We start from the raw sequence: 17,847 nt of genomic DNA, 5'->3' as shown, positions 1-17,847 counted from the left end.
CAATCTTCCCGCTTTTCTGCGGAAAGATTTCTTCGCGTTTTTGCTCCACTTCGCCGCTTGCCGAGCGGAGACTCTGTCGCGCGGCGATGATCGGCCGATGGAGTGTTTGATGGATGGTCGGTACGGGGAGAGACGCGCTCTTACGAGCCGCTTTCTCTCCCCCGAACCCCTCTCTTGTACTGCCGGGCGCAGGAATGGGTTGCGCGGCGATGATCGGCTGATGGAGTGTTTGATGGATGGTTGGTACGGAGAGAGACGCGCTCTTACGAGCCGCTTTCTCTCCCAAGAATCCCGCTTTCGACTGCCGGGCGCAAGCCGGGGAAGAATGATGGATATGACAAGATTTTACGACGAGAAATTCAATCATTGTGAAACGTGTTTTCATGATGTTTTCTTTCCTGGTTCGATCATTGCCACTCGGTACCGTCGGCCCGGATGAGCCGGGCGGGAATGAGCACCCCCTCCGGCTGCCGCTCCGGATCAGCGATGACTTTGTTGAGCAGCTCCCACAAATTCAGCATCAGCAAACGGTATGGATACTCAATTCCGGGAAACTCGGGAGCGTCCTCCCATACCCCGGAACTGTAAGAAAAATAAAGCGGCAGTTCTTCCGGCAGCCGTATGCCGGCCCGGTTCAGCGCACCGAAGAAACGGTCCGGCGGAACCGAGGAGTAAAGCGCATCGGGAGGGAGTCTCAGTTCCATCCACCGCAGAACCGTGTTGACCAGATAGAGGTCATCGACCTCTTCCCCCTCCGGATAGCCGAACAGTTCAGGATCGAAAATCGCGTAATCGTTCATGGTCCGACTGTAAATCGAAAAGATGATTTCCCGGAAATAATTCAACGGGAATCGGGTGTTCAGCATCGCAATGCGGCGTTTCCCCTGCCGGATCAGCCGTGAAAAAAGCATTTGAAGCGCGCTCTCGTGATCGAAATCAACGAAGTTCACTCCCCATTCGCGCGGCATCCGGTTCGCCGCCACGAACGGAATCCCGGAGAGTTTGAGCTGGTATGCCGCCTCCTGACTGAGCGTGCTGTTGAGGAAGAGCACGCCGTCGGCGCAGAGCGTCTGCCAGAAATTCCGCATCCCGCAGAGCGAATCGTCCGAGGTGTTGAGTATAATCAGCCGTTTCCCCGACTCCATGCAGAGCGGTTCGAGCACCTGCGGCGACGGACGCAGAAGCCGTTCCGGCGTCGGGCCGTTCTGGGAGAACGCCACGATGTTTCCCGTCACGGGCCGCCGGTTCCCCGCACGATTGATCAGGTAACCCCGGTTGCCGTTCGGTGTGACGATCCCGCGCGCGACAAGTTCCTGCAGCGCCTGCAGAACCGTCCGGCTGTTCGCCTGAAACAGTTCCCCGAGCAGCCGGACCGACGGCAGCCGGTCACGGTATTCTCCCCGTTCCACCGCCGCCGCCAGTGCTTCCGTGATCTCCTGATATTTGTACCGATTCCCCATTTTATGCAACACGATGAATACATTTTATTATGCAACACATATACAACACGTATTTATTATGACATAAAATCACGGCAATGTCAAGTGTTTTTTCACGAAAAAACGAATATTTCCGGCATTTCCCGTCCATTTTCATCCGGTAATTTTTACAGAGGACACGGCTTTCTGCTCAATGTGAAAGCCGATTTCGGGTATAAAAAAACTGTTGCAGTGCCGTGAGCTCCTGCAACAGTCTTTTCTAGAACTGGAATGGAAAATCTTATGCCTTGCTGACACGCTCGGCGTAAGCACCGGTGCGCGTGTCGATCTTCACGATGTCGCCCTGATTGATGAAGAGCGGAACCTGAATCTCGTAGCCGTTGTCGATCTTGGCCGGCTTGGTCACATTCGTGGCCGTATCGCCGCGGACGCCCGGCTCCGTGTCGACGATCTCTTTCTCGATGAAGGTCGGCAGCGTGATCTCGATCGGCTCGCCGTTGAAGAGCAGGAAGTTGCAGAGGCTCTCCTCGATCAGGAAGTAGACCTGGTTGCCGAGCGTCTCCGCCGAAACCGCCATCTCTTCGTAGGTGTTCGGATCACTGAAAATGTAGTGATGTCCGTCGAAGTAGGAATAGTACATCTCGCGCTCTTCGAGATTCGGCTTCTCGATCTTGTCGGTCGGGCGGTAGGTCTTTTCCATGCCGGAGCCGTTTACGAGATTGCGCATGCGGCAGCGATAAAGCGCGGTTCCCTTGCCGGGCTTGCAGAAGTCGAATTCGGTGATGACCCACGGCATCCCGTCGATCTGGATTTTGAGGCCTTTCTTCAGGTCGGAAGCACTGAACATGTTCGTTTTACTCCTTGAGTCAACTGGTTTCTGTCGTTGGAATTTTTACGTGAACTGGATAATATACACCCGGTTACGGCTGTTTTCAAGCTGTCGGACACGGGGTTTTCGCTTTGAAAGAGGGGATCTTCGGCGTTATCTCCCGCCGGACTTCTCTTTCGGCTCCGGCGGACGCAGTTTGCGGATCTGGTCACGCAGGTCGGCCGCACGCTCAAATTCAAGCGACTCGGCCGCGGCGCGCATCTCTCCGGTAAGTTCGGCAATCAGTGCGTCGAGATCGGTGTCGGAGAGTCCGAGTTCGGAGATGTCGGTCGCATCCGTGAACATGTTTCCGGCGAGTTTCGGCATCTTCGTCTTTTTCTTCCCGCCATCGTCCGCGGGAGCGACGATTTCGCTGATCGTGAGGGTCTTTCCTTTCCGGATCGTCTCCGGGACGATTCCGTGCTCCCGGTTGTAAGCGATCTGCCGTTCGCGGCGCGCGTTGGTCTGGTCGATCAGCTTCTGCATGCTCGGCGTGATCTCGTCGGCGTAGAGAATCGCGCGCCCCGCCTTGTTGCGTGCGGCCCGCCCGGCGGTCTGCACAAGCGACCGCTCCGAACGCAGAAACCCCTCCTTGTCCGCATCGAGAATCGCCACAACCGCCACTTCCGGCAGGTCGATCCCCTCGCGCAGCAGATTGATGCCGATCACGCAGTCGAAGTCGCCGTCGCGCAGTTTGTTCAGTACGCGGACGCGCTCGAGCGCGTCGAGTTCGCTGTGCAGATAGGCCGCCTTGATGTCGAGTTCGGCGAAGTAGTCCGCGAGCCGTTCGGAGGCTTTTTTCGTCAGCGTCGTGATGAGAACCCGCTCTTTCGCCGCGGCGGCGCGCTTGACTTCCGCTATCACATCGTCGATCTGTCCCTCGAGCGGCCGCACCTCGATGACGGGGTCGAGCAGCCCGGTCGGACGCACGACCAGTTCCACCGGTTTTCCGGAGCGGGCCAGTTCGTATTCGCCCGGCGTCGCCGAGACGAAGATCGTGTCCCCCGTGATCTGCTCGAACTCCTCGAACTGCAGCGGCCGGTTTTCGAGCGCCGACGGCAGCCGGAATCCGTGATCGACCAGCACCTGTTTGCGGTTCCGGTCGGCGCGGTACATCGCCTGAAGCTGCGGAATCGTGACGTGTGACTCGTCGATGATCGTCAGGAAATCGTGCGGGAAAAAGTCAAAGAGGCAGTACGGCCGCGCCCCGGGTCGGCGGTTCGCCAGATACATCGAGTAGTTTTCGATACCGCTGCAGTAGCCGATCTCTTTCATCATCTCGATGTCGTAGGTTACGCGCTGGTAGAGCCGTTGCGCTTCGACCAGAAGATTGTTCCGCTCGAACCACGAAACCCGGTCGGCCATCTCGGCGAGAATCGCGTCTGCCGCCCCCTGAATCCGCTCCGGCGGCAGGACGAAGTGACGGCACGGAAAGAGCGTGACGAATTTCGGGCGGGTCTTGACTTTGTTTGACCGGACGTCGCGCCGCTCGATCGACTCGATCTCATCGCCGAAAAACGAGATCCGGATGTAGTCGTCGCGCTGCGGCTCAAAGACGTCAACCACGTCGCCGCGCACACGGAACTCCCCCTTTTCCGGGGCGGTGTCATTGCGGGAATACTGGATGTCAACCAGTCGCCGCAGAATCTCGTCGCGTCCGGTCGTGTCGCCGAGCTCGAGCCGTACGCAGAGGTCGGCATAGTCGTCCGGCGACCCCAATCCGTAGATGCACGAGACGCTCGCGACCACGATCACGTCGCGCCGTTCGACGAGGCTTGCCGTTGCGGAGAGCCGCAATTTTTCGATGTTCTCGTTGATCGCGGCGTCTTTGGCGATGTAAGTGTCGGTCTGCGGAATGTACGACTCCGGCAGGTAGTAGTCGTAGTAGCTGATGAAATATTCGACCGCGTTTTCCGGAAAGAACCCTTTGAATTCGCTGTAAAGCTGCGCAGCGAGCGTCTTGTTGTGTGAAAGCACGAGAACGGGGCGGTCGAGCCGGGCGATCGCGTTTGCGAGCGTGAACGTTTTTCCGGAGCCGGTCACGCCGAGCAGCGTCTGGTAACGCTGATGGTTTCGCAGATTCGCCACCATCTGTTCGATCGCCTGCGGCTGGTCTCCCGCCGGTTTGTACGGGGAATGTAACTGAAACAAACTCATAATATTACAACTCTACTAATTGAAAGTGCCGGAAAAGTGACGGAAAAATGACGGCTCAGACTTTCCCATCCTGATTCTCTCTTTTTCATCCGGGAAGTCCGCTTCCCTGCGGCCCCATGCCGGAGAGATCGCTGCATTGCTGGAAAACTCGCAGCCCGAACACCGGCAGAATCGCGAGCAGATGATCGAAGATGTCGGATTGGATTCCCTCGTAAACCGCCCAGCGCGTGTCGTTCGTGAAACAGTAAATTTCGAGCGGAATCCCGGTCGCGCCGGGTTGCAGCTGACGCACGAGCAGCGTCATATCCTGGCGGATATGGGCGTTGTTCCGCAGATACTCCTCGACGTAGGCGCGGAATGTTCCGAGGTTTGTGACGCGCCGTTCGTTGATCGGACGGGCGCCGGCCTCTTCGAGTTTCCGGTTCCACTCGGCCAGTTCGCGACACTTGCGTTCGAGGTAGCCGTTCAGGACGACGAACTCCTCGAGGCGGGCGATTTCGGCATCGTCGAGGAAACGGACGCTGTGCTGGTCGATGAAGAGCGACCGCTTGATGCGCCGTCCGCCGGCTTCCTGCATGCCGCGCCAGTTCTTGAACGAGTCGGTGATGAGTTTGCGCACCGGCAGCGTGGTGATTGTTTTATCCCAGTTGCGTACCTTGACGGTATGGAGGGCGATTTCGATCACATCGCCGTCGGCGTTCTGGCTGGGCATTTCGATCCAGTCGCCGATCCGGACCATGTCGTTCGAGCCGATCTGGAGGCTGGCGACGAACGAGAGGATCGTGTCCTGAAAGATCAGCATGAGCACGGCTGCCATCGCCCCGAGTCCGGAGAGCAGAATCAGCGGATTTCGATTGATGAGAGTGGCGATGATCAGAATTGCCGCGACACAGAATACGACTAATTTTGCCAGTTGCAGATATCCCTTGATCGGCTTGTTCTGTGCATCGGGGCGTCGATTGTAGAGGATTCCGGCAAGATCGAATACCTTGACCAGTCCCAGGGCGATTGAGAGAACAATAAAGGCGATGCAGACATTCCGGATCACAATTTCGATGGTTGCGTGTACCTCTGGAATAGCGGAGGAGCCGTAAGCCAGCACGAGTGCGGGGACAATGTTTGCGAGCCGGGAAACAATGGCCAGACGGGCAAGTTTCTCCCCCTCATCTCTGGCAGGGAGAGCGTGAAGAATCCGGACGAGGCCGCGCAGCAGCAGCCGTTTGGTGATCCAGTTTGCCAGGAGTGCGGCCAGGATCAGGCCGACGGCGACGATTGCGCTGTAAATCCCCGGGTGAGCGCTTTGAAAATTCTGCAGTTGTTCCCACAATTCCGTCATGTTCATTCCATTTTGATGGTATTTTTTTCATTTGCGGCCGGTTGAGCGGCAGCTTTTCCGCATCACCGCTTTTCCGGGATGACCTCGAGCCAGTAGCCGTCGGGATCTTCGCAAAAGTAGATCCCCATTTCGGGATTTTCGTAGCAGATGCAGCCCATTTTCTCATGGCGGGCATGGGCGGCTTCGTAATCATCGACCTTGAATGCCAGATGAAATTCGTTGTCGCCGAGATTGTACGGCTCCTTGCGGTCTCGGAGCCAGGTCAGCTCCAGCTGATGTGAACTGTTCCCATCCTCCAGATAGACGATGATAAAGCTCCCGTCCTTCGCCTCAATCCGCCGCACTTCGTTCATATCAAAAGCGTCACGGTAGAATTTCAGGCTCCTGGCAAGGTCGAGCACGTTGAAGTTGTTGTGGACCATTCGGAATTTCATGTTTCATACCCCTCGTTGTTTCCTGTAAATAATATAGATGAACGGAGCGGAAAAATCAACGGAATCCATGCCCGAAACCGCCCCCGCTCCCCATTTCCCCCTGTCCAGCGGCAGGAAAACCGCAATCGGAGATTTTTTTCTGGCAAAAAACAGAATTTTTTAGTTTTTTCTATTGATATTTAAAAAAAATGCACTATAATTAAAAACATGGAGGTAAAAATGAGACAGCCGGAAATCCTGAAAACGTTGAGAAAGCGAATCACCGACGGGGAGTTTCCTCCCGGCGCGGCGCTGCCGCTGCGGCACGCTCTGCTGGCCGAATACGGGTCGAGCGTTGCGACGTTTCAGAAATGCATCAATCAGTTGATTCAGGAGGGGTTTCTGGAATCACGCGGGATCAAGGGCACTGTGGTTTCAGAATATCCGCCTCATCTTTGCAGTTATGCGCTGGTTTTTCCGGAGGAACCGGGTCAGATCGGGGTGGTCGATACCTTTTTCTCCGCATTGCGGAATGTCGGGGGAGAGCTTGCTGCCCGCACACCCGGAATGCACCTGCATTTCTATTATTCCGACAACACCGACTCCGGCTGGCGCCGACTGATTGAGGATGCGCAGAACCATCTGCTTGCGGGGATCATTTTCGTGACGTTTGTTCCGTCGCTGGAGATTCAGAAAGCGCTCTCTCCCTGCCCTTGCGTGGTGATTTCGCGCCAGAGCAGCGACTCCTACCATCGATATCCGTCTCTGGAGTTCGATTCCGAGTCGCTGCTTGCGCAGTGCCTGGAGTATTTTCACCGGAACGGGCGTCACCGGGCTGCGGCGCTGATTCATCAGAACACCTCTTCCGAGCGGATCATCCGGATGCAGAAGCTGCTCGGATCTCACCCGGAATGGGTACTGGGATTCGATCACATTCAGGGGCGGCCGCAACTGAAAAAGAATCTGTTGAAATTGTTGTTCAGTCTGCCGGAGGAACGGCGTCCGGACGCACTCGCGGTACTGAACGAAAATTTCATGCCGCTGGTGGTGGAAACGCTGCTCGAACTCGGACTTGAACCGGGCCGGGACGTGCTGCTCGCCGCGCACTGCAACTATCCCACCGATGCCGGACGTTATCCGAATACGCAATACTTCGCCTACTCGGCGGAAGTCGTTCTGCAGAGGGCGATCGAATTGCTGAAACATTCCGACGGCGCCCCCGTCTCCTTGATTGAACCTGAGCCATTGATCCAGTTGCTGAAACAGAAAAACAGCGGAAAGGAGTTCTGAAATGTTTGTTTCCGGAAAGTTTTTTTCAGACATCTCGGCGGCACGAAAGAGTTGCGGAGAAAAATATTTCGCATTGATTGAACTTCTAATGGTAAAAAATATGTCAACGATACAAGCCCCGCCGGATTGCCGTTCCGTATTCGAGAGAGGAGTTCGGGGGGCGGCGGACACGCCCCCTGCCACCCACGACCTGGTAACGAAAAAAGCGGCATTTACGCTCATAGAGCTCCTCGTGGTGATTGCGATTATCGCGATCCTGGCTTCGATGCTGCTGCCGGCGTTGAATCAGGCGCGTGCAAAAGCCAAGCAGGCCAGTTGTGTGAGTGCGCTCAAACAGATTGGATTGTGCACAAATATGTACAGCCAGGATGCCGATGATTTTATTCTTCCAATCAAGGTCTTATATAAGCCAAGATCGACTGATCTTAACCAGAGTTACAACTATATGCACTGGCATTTTCTGCTGTACGATACCGGTTATTTCACCACGACCAAACAGTTGTTTGGTTGTCCGGTGACGACCAATGTGCGGAATCCGAAAGACTGGTCTGCGGCATTTCGTTCCAGTTTCGGATATAATGAACATGTCAATTATAATCTTTACGAGGGTTCGCTCGGGCTGGGCCGGAATTGCGGAAAAACCAACAAAGCGTCCCGAATTAAATATCCGTCGCAGCTTTTCTTTATGATGGACTCGGTCGAAAGCAACGGGCAGAGTAATCCGGAGGGCAGTTCTTATCCGATGATTTCCGCCCACAAATCAGGCGGTGGACAGGGGCATCCCTATGCCAGACACGGCAACATGGTGAATGTCATGTTGTTTGATGGTCATGTAGAAGCGAAACCGTTTAACAACTTTTATGCTTTTACGACAGAACTCGACTGGCCCGGATGGAAATTTGCGGAAAATCCACAATCATGGCGGGGTGATCAATAATGTGTTGGAAAAATCTGGCCGTGTTGTTCGGGATAATCAGCAGTTGGTCTGTTTTGTTCGGTGCGGGAAGCTGGCAATTTTCCAATGGGGCTGAGTTCAAAGGCGCCACCGGGAAACTCTCGACACATGATGGAACATATCTGTTGGAGGGTGATTTCTCTGGAGGAGGCAGCTATGTTGCAATGTACCAGAGAATCGTGAAGCCCGAAGATCTGGTGCTGATTACGTTTTCGACCCGTGGAAAAGCCAACCGGATTGCGGTTCGGTTCACGGATTCGGATGGACAGACGCATCAACACTTTCTGCCGCTCAAAGGAGATGGATCCTGGGAAGTGAGTTCGGTTCGGGTGGCCGGTTCGCCCGAGCATCACTGGGGAGGGCATAACGACGGTGTATTTCGTCCGCCGGTCCGCAGGGTCAGCATCGTCACGCACCGGGGCGACTATCCAAACACGCAGAAAGCACATCTTGAAATCAGAGGAATCGAATTTCTGAGACCGGAGCCGCCGCCGCCACAGGGTTATTCCATATCACTGATTCCCGGAAAAGAACCTCGTGCATGGAGTTTTTCCAACGGTCCGGAGTTCCCGGGCGCGACCGGTTCCCTGGAGATTGTCGGGATGAACTCGATCCGACTCCACGGTGATTTTTCAAAAGGGGGAAATTATGTCGCGCTCTGGCACTATTTTCAAAAACCGCTGGACCTTTCTGCCATCTCGTTTACTGTAAAAACAGCGTCCAAAGGGATTGATCTGCGGTTGAGGGATTCGGATGGTCAGACCCATCAGCACTACATCACCCTTTCCGGAAATCCGGACGAGATCCAAAAAGTTACGCTTCCGGTCACGGGCTCGCCGGAACATCATTGGGGCGGACGCAATGACGGGGTTTTGCGTTTGCCGATTCGCGGATTCGCCTTTTCGTTTCACCACTGGCTGGTGGAGAAAAAAGGGGTTGTCGAGTTTTCAAACATTGAAATTCACACTCCGGATTATCGAGTTGCCCGGCAGGTCCGGTTTACGCCGGTTTCTCCGGAGAAACTGTTCCGCACCACTTCAGATTCTTCTCCGGTGGAACTTCAGCTTTCCGGCAAACCAGATGTCCCCCTGGAAGCGGTTCGTCGTTTCTTTGTCCGGGATTACACTGGACGGGTGATCTTTTCCGGCAATACTGCGGAATACGATCCGGAACAGAACCGTTTGAAGTTACCGGCGATGCGCGGTTATGCCGGTTTGCTGGAGTATGTGATTCCGGCGCTTGCCTTTCGGTTCGGGGTGTTCCAGTGCGATGTGACGGCGGAGAAGCCGGATGAGTTTTTTGCTGTGGACTCATCTTTCAGCTGGGGACATCCCCTGCTGGATGAGGGAGTGATCCGCTCCTACTGCCGCATCCTTAAAAAGAATGGTATTCTCTGGAATCGGGATCGATTGAGCTGGAGCAATATCCAGCCTGACGAGGGGGAATTCCTCTATCGCGGCAACTTCGCTCTGTATCGGAAAATCGCGACGGAAGAGGGAATTCTGACGCTTGATACTTTTCATGATGCCCCTGCCTGGAGCAAAGAAAATCTTGATCCCGGGAAGTATGGACCGAATCCTTTCCCGAATCACTTGAAAAAGGCCGGGGAGAGCTGGGTCGAGATCATCCGCCATTATCGTGACACGCTCAAGGCTCTGGAGGTCTGGAACGAACCTGATCTCGGATTCGGCTCATATCGTCCGGCAGAAGGGGTTTCAAGCTTTACGAAAGCTGTATCATTCGCTGCCCGGCAGGCCGGACTCGACACGCGGATCATCGGCGGCGTCTTTGCCTATCCATGGCCCGGTACGGCATTTCAGGATGCCTATATCGCCAATGGGCTGCTCGACACCTGCGATGTGATGAGTTATCACTCTTATGCCGGGATTGAGGCGATGGAACCCACATTGGCCGAATTGCGCGAACGCGAACTTGCGCTGCGTCATCCTCGGGCTGGAATTCCGATCTGGATCACCGAGTGCGGTATCCCGTGGAAAAGCTCGAGCGGCGAGCGTGCTGTGCTGCAGGAAGATGTGATCTCTGCAGCTGGAATTGTCGGTAAAGCTCTGGAATTGAAAGCGCTGGGCGCAGAACGCTATTTCGCCTTTGAATATAAATTTTATCCGGAGGGAGCGAAAAACTTCGGGATGATGGATGCGAATTGCACCCCGATGCGCTCGATGGCCTCTTATGCGTTTGCAGCGCATTTCTTTGCGGGGACGGAATATGTCGGCGACCTCAGAGGTGCGAAAACGAAACGGGCACGGATATTTCGGCGCGGGGATGATGCACTGATCTTCCTCTGGCAGCCGGATGGAAAATTCACGCTTCCGGCGGGAGTCGGCGGCGACGTGTTTGCGATCGACGGCCGGCCGCTCGGCAGAAAATCAGGGACGTTCAAGGCATATGGCCAGATCGCCTATGTGAAACTGCCGATGCGGGAGCTGCACGGCAGAATTGAGCGGGATACGCCGGCGATGAAATATCTCAACCTTGCACGTGATTTTGCGGCTCATGCAGGTCCCCGTAAAGTCGCTCCGGTTGTATTTCGCGCAAAACTGGATGTTTCAGACATGACGTTCAATGCGTTTGGCTACAATGTGCGGAACTTCCGCGATACCCGGTTTGATGTGGAGCTCCAGAACTGTTCCGATGAAACGCAGATTGTTCGGCCGGTTCTCGTCGTGCCCGCCGGAGTTACGATTTTGCAGGATGTGCCTGAAGAGTTGTCACTGCCACCAGCCGGGAGGGAGACGATTGTGTTCCGGGTTGCCATGGATCCGGAAGTCGATCCGGGGAAGTTTCGTCTGATCCGGGTAACTGACGGGAACGGCAAAGCACTTCCGCTGGCATTTTCGGTGCGCCCGTGGGAGATGCTCGAGAAAGTAACACCGCAACTGCCGAACGATTCCGGGCGGGATGAGTTCAAACTCGCGACACTGCTCTCTGCTGATGACTGGACCGATTTCAGCGAGAATTCAAACTGGAAGAGCTGGCAGGGGGGAGAGACGGAGCCGAATATCTCCGCACGGTTCCGGGCGTTTTACGATGCTGAGAAGCTCCAGATCCAGGTTCTGGTGAAAGATCGATCGTTCCATCAGCCCTATTCTGCGGAGCGCGCATGGAACGGCGACTCGCTGCAGATTGCGTTTCAGCAGCGCGGTAAAGACGGCCGTCCCTCGAGAAACTGGAATGAAGTCACTGTGGCCCAAACCGGAAAACAGGGGACAATCTACGGGCATAAAGGGAATCCTGCCGGACTGGCGAAAGTGTCGAAACTCACGTTCATCCGCCTGGAAGACAGTTATTATTTGTACATTGTCGATTTTGATGCGAAAGAATTTCGGCTTAATTTGTCTCCCGGCTCAAAAATCGGATTTACATTGCTGGTCAACAGCAATTCCGGGACGGGGCGTGACGGATTTCTTTCCTGGGGAACCGGCATTGCCGAGAGCAAGGGTCCCGATGCGTTCAATCTTCTGATTCTGAAGTGATTTCAAATGGCGGGAAAGGGGCTGTCGCATACCTTGTGAGGTTTTGCAACAGCCCCTTTTTTCGATGCGCAGAAAATTATTTTTCTGCTTTGCGGGCGTCGAGTGCTTTCTGGGCGACGTCGCGCAGGAAAGCCGCGTCTTCGGGGGTGATTCCCTCCGGAACGAATTTGATTTCGGAGGTCGGCTTGTCGAAGAAGAATGCGTACCAGAGGCAGGCCTGGAGGTATTCGCCGCGGCGGTTCAGATGAGCGGGATCGTTGCGGCGGACCCAGCGGATTTCTCCGGTTTTCCTGTCTTTCTGCTTCCACCAGTACATGCCGACAGCGAAAGAGCCGGCTTCCGAGGGGAGTTTGTCGGGATATTTCAGCTTTTTCACGGCTTCGGTGTCATAGGGGACGTACTTGACTGCCTGGGTTTCACGGGCGAGCTGCACGGCCTCTCCGGTCGGGATCAGGCGGACTCCGAGTTCTTTCGCGGCCTTGTCATAAGCCTTGACGAGATCTTCAAACATGGTTTTCTGATCGATTTTCCAGCCGCGGTAGCGGTTGTCGTCGAACCGGTATGCCCAGGTCTGCTGCATGACGAGTTCGGCGTTCGGGGCGTATTTCTTCACGTACTCCTGAAGATTTTTCGCGTAGGGCTGATAGCTCTCCGGTTTCCAGGAGAGGTGGCTGGCCTGCTGGATGGTCACGAAGTCCCACTGGTCGGCCTGCAGCTTATCTTTCAGGGTGAATTTTTTGTAATAGGGCTTGAAGTTCGGATCTTTCTCGGATTTCACAACGAGATTCCAGTGCTTGTCGAGCGGGCATCCGCCGATATTGGCCCGGTCCATGATGATCTTGTCGCCGGCCGACTCCGCAACTTTCGGCAGGTAGCGGAATGCGCTGTCTGCGAAACTGTTGCCGATGGTCAGCAGTTTGACCTCTTTTGCCGCGACACCGAACGTGAGAGCCGTGGCGGCGAGAATTGAAAGCGTCAGTTTTCCATTCATATGAATCCTCCACATGGTTGGTTCTCATAACATATTACAGAAATGGACAGATTTCAAATGATAATGATTCAACTGTGGCGGGAAGCGATTTGCAATCAGGAAATCTTCCTATATATTACGGGAGAGGGAGAACGGGAACTAGAACGGCAACGGAGGATCATCATCATGGATTTCCGGAAAGAGTTTCAGGTCAAGCCCGGGGAGAAAATCAAACTCAAAGAGATCGATCCGGACAAAACGTACGGCATCGAAAAAAACGAGGAGACTCTCCGGGAAATTGCGGCCAACAGCGCCGAACTTGCGGAACTTCAGTACAAACTCTACTCGGAGGGAAAGCGGTCGCTTCTGATCGTGCTGCAGGGGATGGACGCCGCGGGAAAAGATGGGGTCATCAACCACGTGCTCGCTCCTTTGAATCCGCAGGGATGCCGGGTTCAGGCGTTCAAGACGCCGAGTTCGCAGGAGCTGGCGCATGATTTTCTCTGGCGGGTGCACATGGTTGCGCCGAAGAAAGGGGAGATTGTGATCTTCAACCGCTCCCATTATGAGGATGTGCTGATTCAGCGGGTGCGCAACCTCGTGCCGGAATCGGTCTGGAGCGAACGCTATGAACTCATCAACGATTTTGAGAAACTGCTCGTGAAAAGCGGTACGGTGATCGTGAAATTCTTTCTGCACATCAGTCCGGAAGAGCAGCTCAAGCGGTTCGGGGATCGCCTGGAAGAACCCGAACGGCAGTGGAAGATCAGCAGCGCTGATTATGCCGAACGTCGGCTCTGGCCGGAATACCGGAAAGCGTTCGAGGAGGTGTTCGAGCGTTGTTCGACCAGGCGTGCGCCGTGGTATATCATTCCGGCGGATAAGAAATATTTCCGGAACTACGCGGTGTCCCACATTCTGCTTGAAACGCTTCGGGAGATGAAGCTGGAACTTCCGCCGGTTTCAGTCGATCTTGAGGCGGTGAAAGCGGAATTTGCCAAAGCGAAGGAGTGGGAGAAGGAGGGATTCGGCCCGGACGGCCCCCCCGAAAAAAGAGAAAAATAAGCCGCTGCAACGTTTTTTCAGGAAAAATATTGTAAAAAAGACAAAAAAACCGTTAAAATAATTTGCTTTTTTCAGAAAGTGACGATAGCTTAACAGAAGAGAGCAGTAGATAGGCAGTCACCTTGTAGAACTCAAACAAAGGGGAAAAGAGTATGCAATATGTATATATCGCGGCGATGATTCTGGCTCTGATCGGCATGATTGTCTGCAGCAAGAAGCAGAAGACGAATCCGGCGGTTCAGCCGGTGGCGTTCGTCCTGTTTGTTGTTGTCGTAATCTGTGCGGGGCTTCTTCTCCGTGAAATGGGTATTTTCGGCGGACGTGACAGTCTCCTTGCGAACGAGCTGAAATTCTATGCGTCGCAGGGAACCAAGACGGGCGATTTCCTGAAAACCGCGCTGCCCGGGAAGAAGATTCTTCTGGTTGCAGATCCCGGTTTTGAGAAGAACGACAACGTGAAGCTGCTTGCTGATGCTCTGCGTGAAGGATACGGCGGCGAGGTTGTGGTCGATACGGTTTCTCTGCCGGGCAATCAGGCCGATGCTCCGATGCCGCTCTATATGATGATGAAAGCCAAGGACTTCGATGCCATGGTTGAGAAGCATCCCGATGTGGGTGTGATCGTCACGACGGTCGGCCTGCCGCAGGATGCGAACAATCTGAAGTTCATGAAGCAGTCTCCCGACAAGCGTCCGGCGCTGTTCCTGATGGGACTGCCCTCCGGTCCGGTTCCCGGGATCATGCCGGCCATTCAGAGCGGCGCGATTGTCGGACTGATCATCTCGAATCCGGAGGCCAAGTATGATGTCAAGGCCCCGTCGGATCCGATGGAAGCGTTCGATATCCGTTATGTTCTCGTCACGAAAGACAATGCGGAACAGTACAAGGCGAATTTCACGAACTGAGTTCATCTGTTCCCACTAAAGCGGATAAGACACCACCGGATAGCGTGAAGCACACACTATCAGGTGGTGTTTTTATCTTGTGAGATTCAAGTCGGGGCGGCGGAGGAGTGTTTCCTCTGGCGCGGGGTGTTGTGGTTGAAATACGGGCGGTTGGATGGAGAAATTCTTTAAAACTCTGCTGGCGTTCCTGTTTGCGACGGCGTCGGTGTCATTTGCGATTCTGGTGTTTTCCGGCGGAGCGCTGTTCTGGCATCGCCAGTTCGGCGGCGGGACGGCGAACCTGTTGGAAAACGAGATGGCTTTCTATGCGTCCCAGGGATATGAGGCCGGGGTTTTTCTGAAGTCGCAGGAGCCGGACCGTCAGCTGCTGCTGCTGGTTGATCCGGATTTTCGCCGGAATGAGAACATCAAGCAGCTTGCCTACGCCATGATCGAGGGGTACGGCAGCAGCGATATCATGCTCGACACGATTCAACTGTCGCAGGAACGTTCCGAGATGCCGATGCCGCTTTACATGTCGATGACGGCGGAGGATTTCGATTCCGTCGTGGAGCGTTATCCGGATGCTGCGGTAGTAATTTCGACGATCGGTCTGCCGATGGAGCTGAATTCGTTGCGGCTTCTTCAGAATGAAAATGCTCCGAAACTGCTGCTGCTGGGACTGCCGTCCGGACCGATTCCGGGTCTGATGGATCTGATCCGGAGCGGCAGGGTGATCGGGGTGGTTTTTTCCAATCCCCAGGCCCGTTACGATGTCCCGGCGCCGAAAGAGCGCGGCGAGGCGTTTAAAATCCGTTATTTGCTGGTGACGAAAGAGAATCTCGATCAATATCAGTCACTTTTTGCCGAATAGTCCGGCGGGAGCATCCGGGCCGGTCCGGAGTCGATTTCCCCTAAAAAGCTGTAAACTCTCCTTGAAACGTATCCATTCTGAGTGTATATTTTGGAGATTATCCAAAGACGAGAACCCCAAACAACAATCTGGAGGATGCAAAATCATGGCCAAGATGCTGAATGCGATCCCGACCAGGAACGAAAAACTGGTCAAATGGGTGAATGAATGGGTCGAGATCTGTAAGCCGGATGCGGTTTACTGGTGCGACGGCTCCCGTGAAGAGTATGACCGTCTCTGCAACGAGCTGGTCGAGTCGGGTCTCGCGATCCGCCTGAACCCCGAGAAGCGGCCGAACAGCCTGCTGTTCCGTTCCGATCCGTCCGATGTGGCGCGTGTTGAGGCGCGTACTTTCATCGCGTCCGAGACGAAGGATGCGGCCGGCCCGACCAACAACTGGATCGACCCGAAAGAACTCAAGAAAACCATGCTCGGCCTTTATGACGGCTGCATGAAAGGTCGTACCCTCTACGTCATTCCGTTCTCGATGGGCCCGGTCGGATCGAACATTGCGAAGATCGGCGTCGAGCTCACGGACTCGGCCTACGTTGTGATCAACATGGAAGTGATGACCCGCGTCGGCACGAAAGTTCTTGAAGTTCTCGGTGAGAACGGCGAGTTCGTTCCGTGCGTCCACTCGGTCGGCAAGCCGCTCGCCGAGGGTGAGTCGGACAACGGCATCTGGCCGTGCGCGCCGATGGATAAGAAGTACATCGCCCACTTCCCGGAGACCCGCGAGATCTGGTCGTTCGGTTCCGGTTACGGCGGCAATGCGCTGCTCGGCAAGAAGTGCCTTGCGCTTCGTATCGCGAGCGTCCAGGCGCGTGACGAGGGCTGGATGGCCGAGCACATGCTGATCCTGAAGCTGACGAATCCGAAAGGCGAAGTCAAATACGTTACCGGCGCATTCCCGTCGGCCTGCGGCAAGACCAACCTCGCGATGCTGATCCCGACGATTCCGGGCTGGAAAGTCGAGACCGTCGGTGACGATATCGCCTGGATGAAGTTCGACAAGGACGGCAACCTCCGCGCGATCAACCCGGAAGCCGGTTTCTTCGGCGTTGCGCCGGGCACCTCGATGCAGTCCAACAAGAACGCGATGCTCTCCTGCGCGAAAGATACGATCTTCACGAACGTCGCTCTGACCGATGACGGCGATGTCTGGTGGGAGGGAATCGGCTACGATGCGCCGGATCACCTGATCGACTGGAAGGGCCAGGATTGGAAGCCGGGCCAGGTGGATGCCGACGGCAAGCCGGTCAAGGCTGCGCACCCGAACGCCCGTTTCACGGCGCGTGCCTGCAACTGCCCGGTGATCGCGGACGAGTGGGAAGATCCTGCCGGTGTTCCGATCGCGGCGTTCCTCTTCGGTGGTCGTCGTCCTTCGACGCTGCCGCTGGTCTACCAGGCCAAGAGCTGGGAGCACGGTGTTTTCATCGGTTCGACGGTCGGTTCGGAAGTGACCGCTGCCGCTCTCGATGTGAAAGCCGGTACTGTCCGCCGCGACCCGTTCGCGATGCTGCCGTTCTGCGGCTACAACATGGGTGATTACTTCAAGCACTGGCTTGACATCGGCAAGAAGGGCGCTGCGCAGGGCAACCTGCCGAAGATTTTCTGCGTGAACTGGTTCCGGAAGAGCCCGGAAGGCAAGTTCATGTGGCCGGGCTTCGGCGACAACAGCCGCGTTCTGGCGTGGGTCTTCGACCGTTGCGACAACAAGGGCGAGTGCAAGGATACTGCCATCGGCATTATGCCGACCGTCGATGCGATCGATCTCAAGGGGCTTGAGGGTCAGGTTTCCAAGGCTGACATGGAAGAGCTCCTGAAAGTCGACGTCGAGGGCTGGAAGAAAGAACTCGCGATGATCAAAGAGCACTACAAGAAGTTCGAGGGACATCTCCCCGAAGAACTCTCGAAGCAGCTTGAGGAGCTCGAAGCGCGTCTCGGCTGAGCCGAATGACGTAGATCCGGGGTGCCGCCACGGCTCCCGGAACGAAGTTTCGATAAAGCGGACCGGAATTTTGTTTCCGGCCCGTTTTTTTGTTTTCGGTGAATCCCGGCAG

Annotated in this window: 14 protein-coding genes; 7 read left to right on the top strand and 7 right to left on the bottom strand. The window is 55.3% G+C overall.

Annotated features, from left to right (window positions below):
• The 6 genes from Q0J85_RS00880 to Q0J85_RS00855 form a co-directional block, all read right to left on the bottom strand.
• On the bottom strand, positions 1–385 hold a 385-nt coding region (locus Q0J85_RS00880; RefSeq protein ID WP_294477368.1), incomplete at its 3' end, for a hypothetical protein.
• A 22-nt stretch (positions 386–407) separates the two neighbouring features.
• Entirely contained in the window at positions 408–1,472 is a 1,065-nt protein-coding gene (locus tag Q0J85_RS00875) for a GntR family transcriptional regulator (RefSeq protein ID WP_294477366.1), read from the bottom strand.
• Between the two features lie 247 nt (positions 1,473–1,719).
• The gene (efp, locus tag Q0J85_RS00870; RefSeq protein WP_294477364.1) at positions 1,720–2,286 is read right to left on the bottom strand and encodes an elongation factor P; all 567 of its coding nucleotides are present in this window, start codon (positions 2,284–2,286) and stop codon (positions 1,720–1,722) included.
• 135 nt (positions 2,287–2,421) lie between these two features.
• The gene (gene uvrB, locus Q0J85_RS00865; RefSeq protein WP_294477362.1) at positions 2,422–4,464 is read right to left on the bottom strand and encodes an excinuclease ABC subunit UvrB; all 2,043 of its coding nucleotides are present in this window, start codon (positions 4,462–4,464) and stop codon (positions 2,422–2,424) included.
• Between the two features lie 85 nt (positions 4,465–4,549).
• Positions 4,550–5,800 (bottom strand): mechanosensitive ion channel family protein, encoded by a 1,251-nt coding sequence (locus Q0J85_RS00860; protein ID WP_294477360.1) that lies wholly within the window; start codon positions 5,798–5,800, stop codon positions 4,550–4,552.
• A 62-nt stretch (positions 5,801–5,862) separates the two neighbouring features.
• On the bottom strand, positions 5,863–6,234 hold the full coding sequence (locus Q0J85_RS00855; protein ID WP_294477359.1) for a VOC family protein: 372 nt from the start codon (positions 6,232–6,234) through the stop codon (positions 5,863–5,865).
• A 219-nt stretch (positions 6,235–6,453) separates the two neighbouring features.
• On the opposite strand from Q0J85_RS00855, the gene Q0J85_RS00850 reads away from it, so the two are divergent.
• From Q0J85_RS00850 to Q0J85_RS00840, 3 genes are all read left to right on the top strand, one after another.
• Positions 6,454–7,503, top strand: a complete 1,050-nt coding sequence (locus Q0J85_RS00850; RefSeq protein ID WP_294477357.1) for a GntR family transcriptional regulator — start codon at positions 6,454–6,456, stop codon at positions 7,501–7,503.
• Between the two features lies 1 nt (position 7,504).
• Entirely contained in the window at positions 7,505–8,440 is a 936-nt protein-coding gene (locus Q0J85_RS00845) for a prepilin-type N-terminal cleavage/methylation domain-containing protein (RefSeq protein WP_294477355.1), read from the top strand.
• Positions 8,441–8,622: 182 nt separating this feature from the next.
• On the top strand, positions 8,623–11,952 hold the full coding sequence (locus tag Q0J85_RS00840; RefSeq protein WP_294477352.1) for a sugar-binding protein: 3,330 nt from the start codon (positions 8,623–8,625) through the stop codon (positions 11,950–11,952).
• 76 nt (positions 11,953–12,028) lie between these two features.
• Here the strand turns inward: Q0J85_RS00840 and Q0J85_RS00835 are convergent, their stop codons facing one another.
• Entirely contained in the window at positions 12,029–12,943 is a 915-nt protein-coding gene (locus tag Q0J85_RS00835; protein WP_294477351.1) for a DUF4886 domain-containing protein, read from the bottom strand.
• Between the two features lie 165 nt (positions 12,944–13,108).
• Between Q0J85_RS00835 and Q0J85_RS00830 the strand changes: the two genes are divergently transcribed.
• From Q0J85_RS00830 to Q0J85_RS00815, 4 genes are all read left to right on the top strand, one after another.
• Complete coding sequence (locus tag Q0J85_RS00830; RefSeq protein WP_294477349.1) at positions 13,109–13,987, top strand: polyphosphate kinase 2 family protein; 879 nt, start codon at positions 13,109–13,111, stop codon at positions 13,985–13,987.
• Positions 13,988–14,139: 152 nt separating this feature from the next.
• Entirely contained in the window at positions 14,140–14,892 is a 753-nt protein-coding gene (locus Q0J85_RS00825; protein WP_294477348.1) for a hypothetical protein, read from the top strand.
• A gap of 154 nt (positions 14,893–15,046) precedes the next feature.
• Entirely contained in the window at positions 15,047–15,745 is a 699-nt protein-coding gene (locus Q0J85_RS00820; protein ID WP_294477347.1) for a hypothetical protein, read from the top strand.
• A 154-nt stretch (positions 15,746–15,899) separates the two neighbouring features.
• Entirely contained in the window at positions 15,900–17,735 is a 1,836-nt protein-coding gene (locus Q0J85_RS00815; RefSeq protein ID WP_367274568.1) for a phosphoenolpyruvate carboxykinase (GTP), read from the top strand.
• Positions 17,736–17,847 lie beyond the last annotated feature (112 nt).

It is taken from the genome of uncultured Victivallis sp. (genome assembly GCA_944389935.1).
Taxonomy (GTDB): domain Bacteria; phylum Verrucomicrobiota; class Lentisphaeria; order Victivallales; family Victivallaceae; genus Victivallis.
This window is presented reverse-complemented; position numbering and strand designations above follow the sequence as displayed.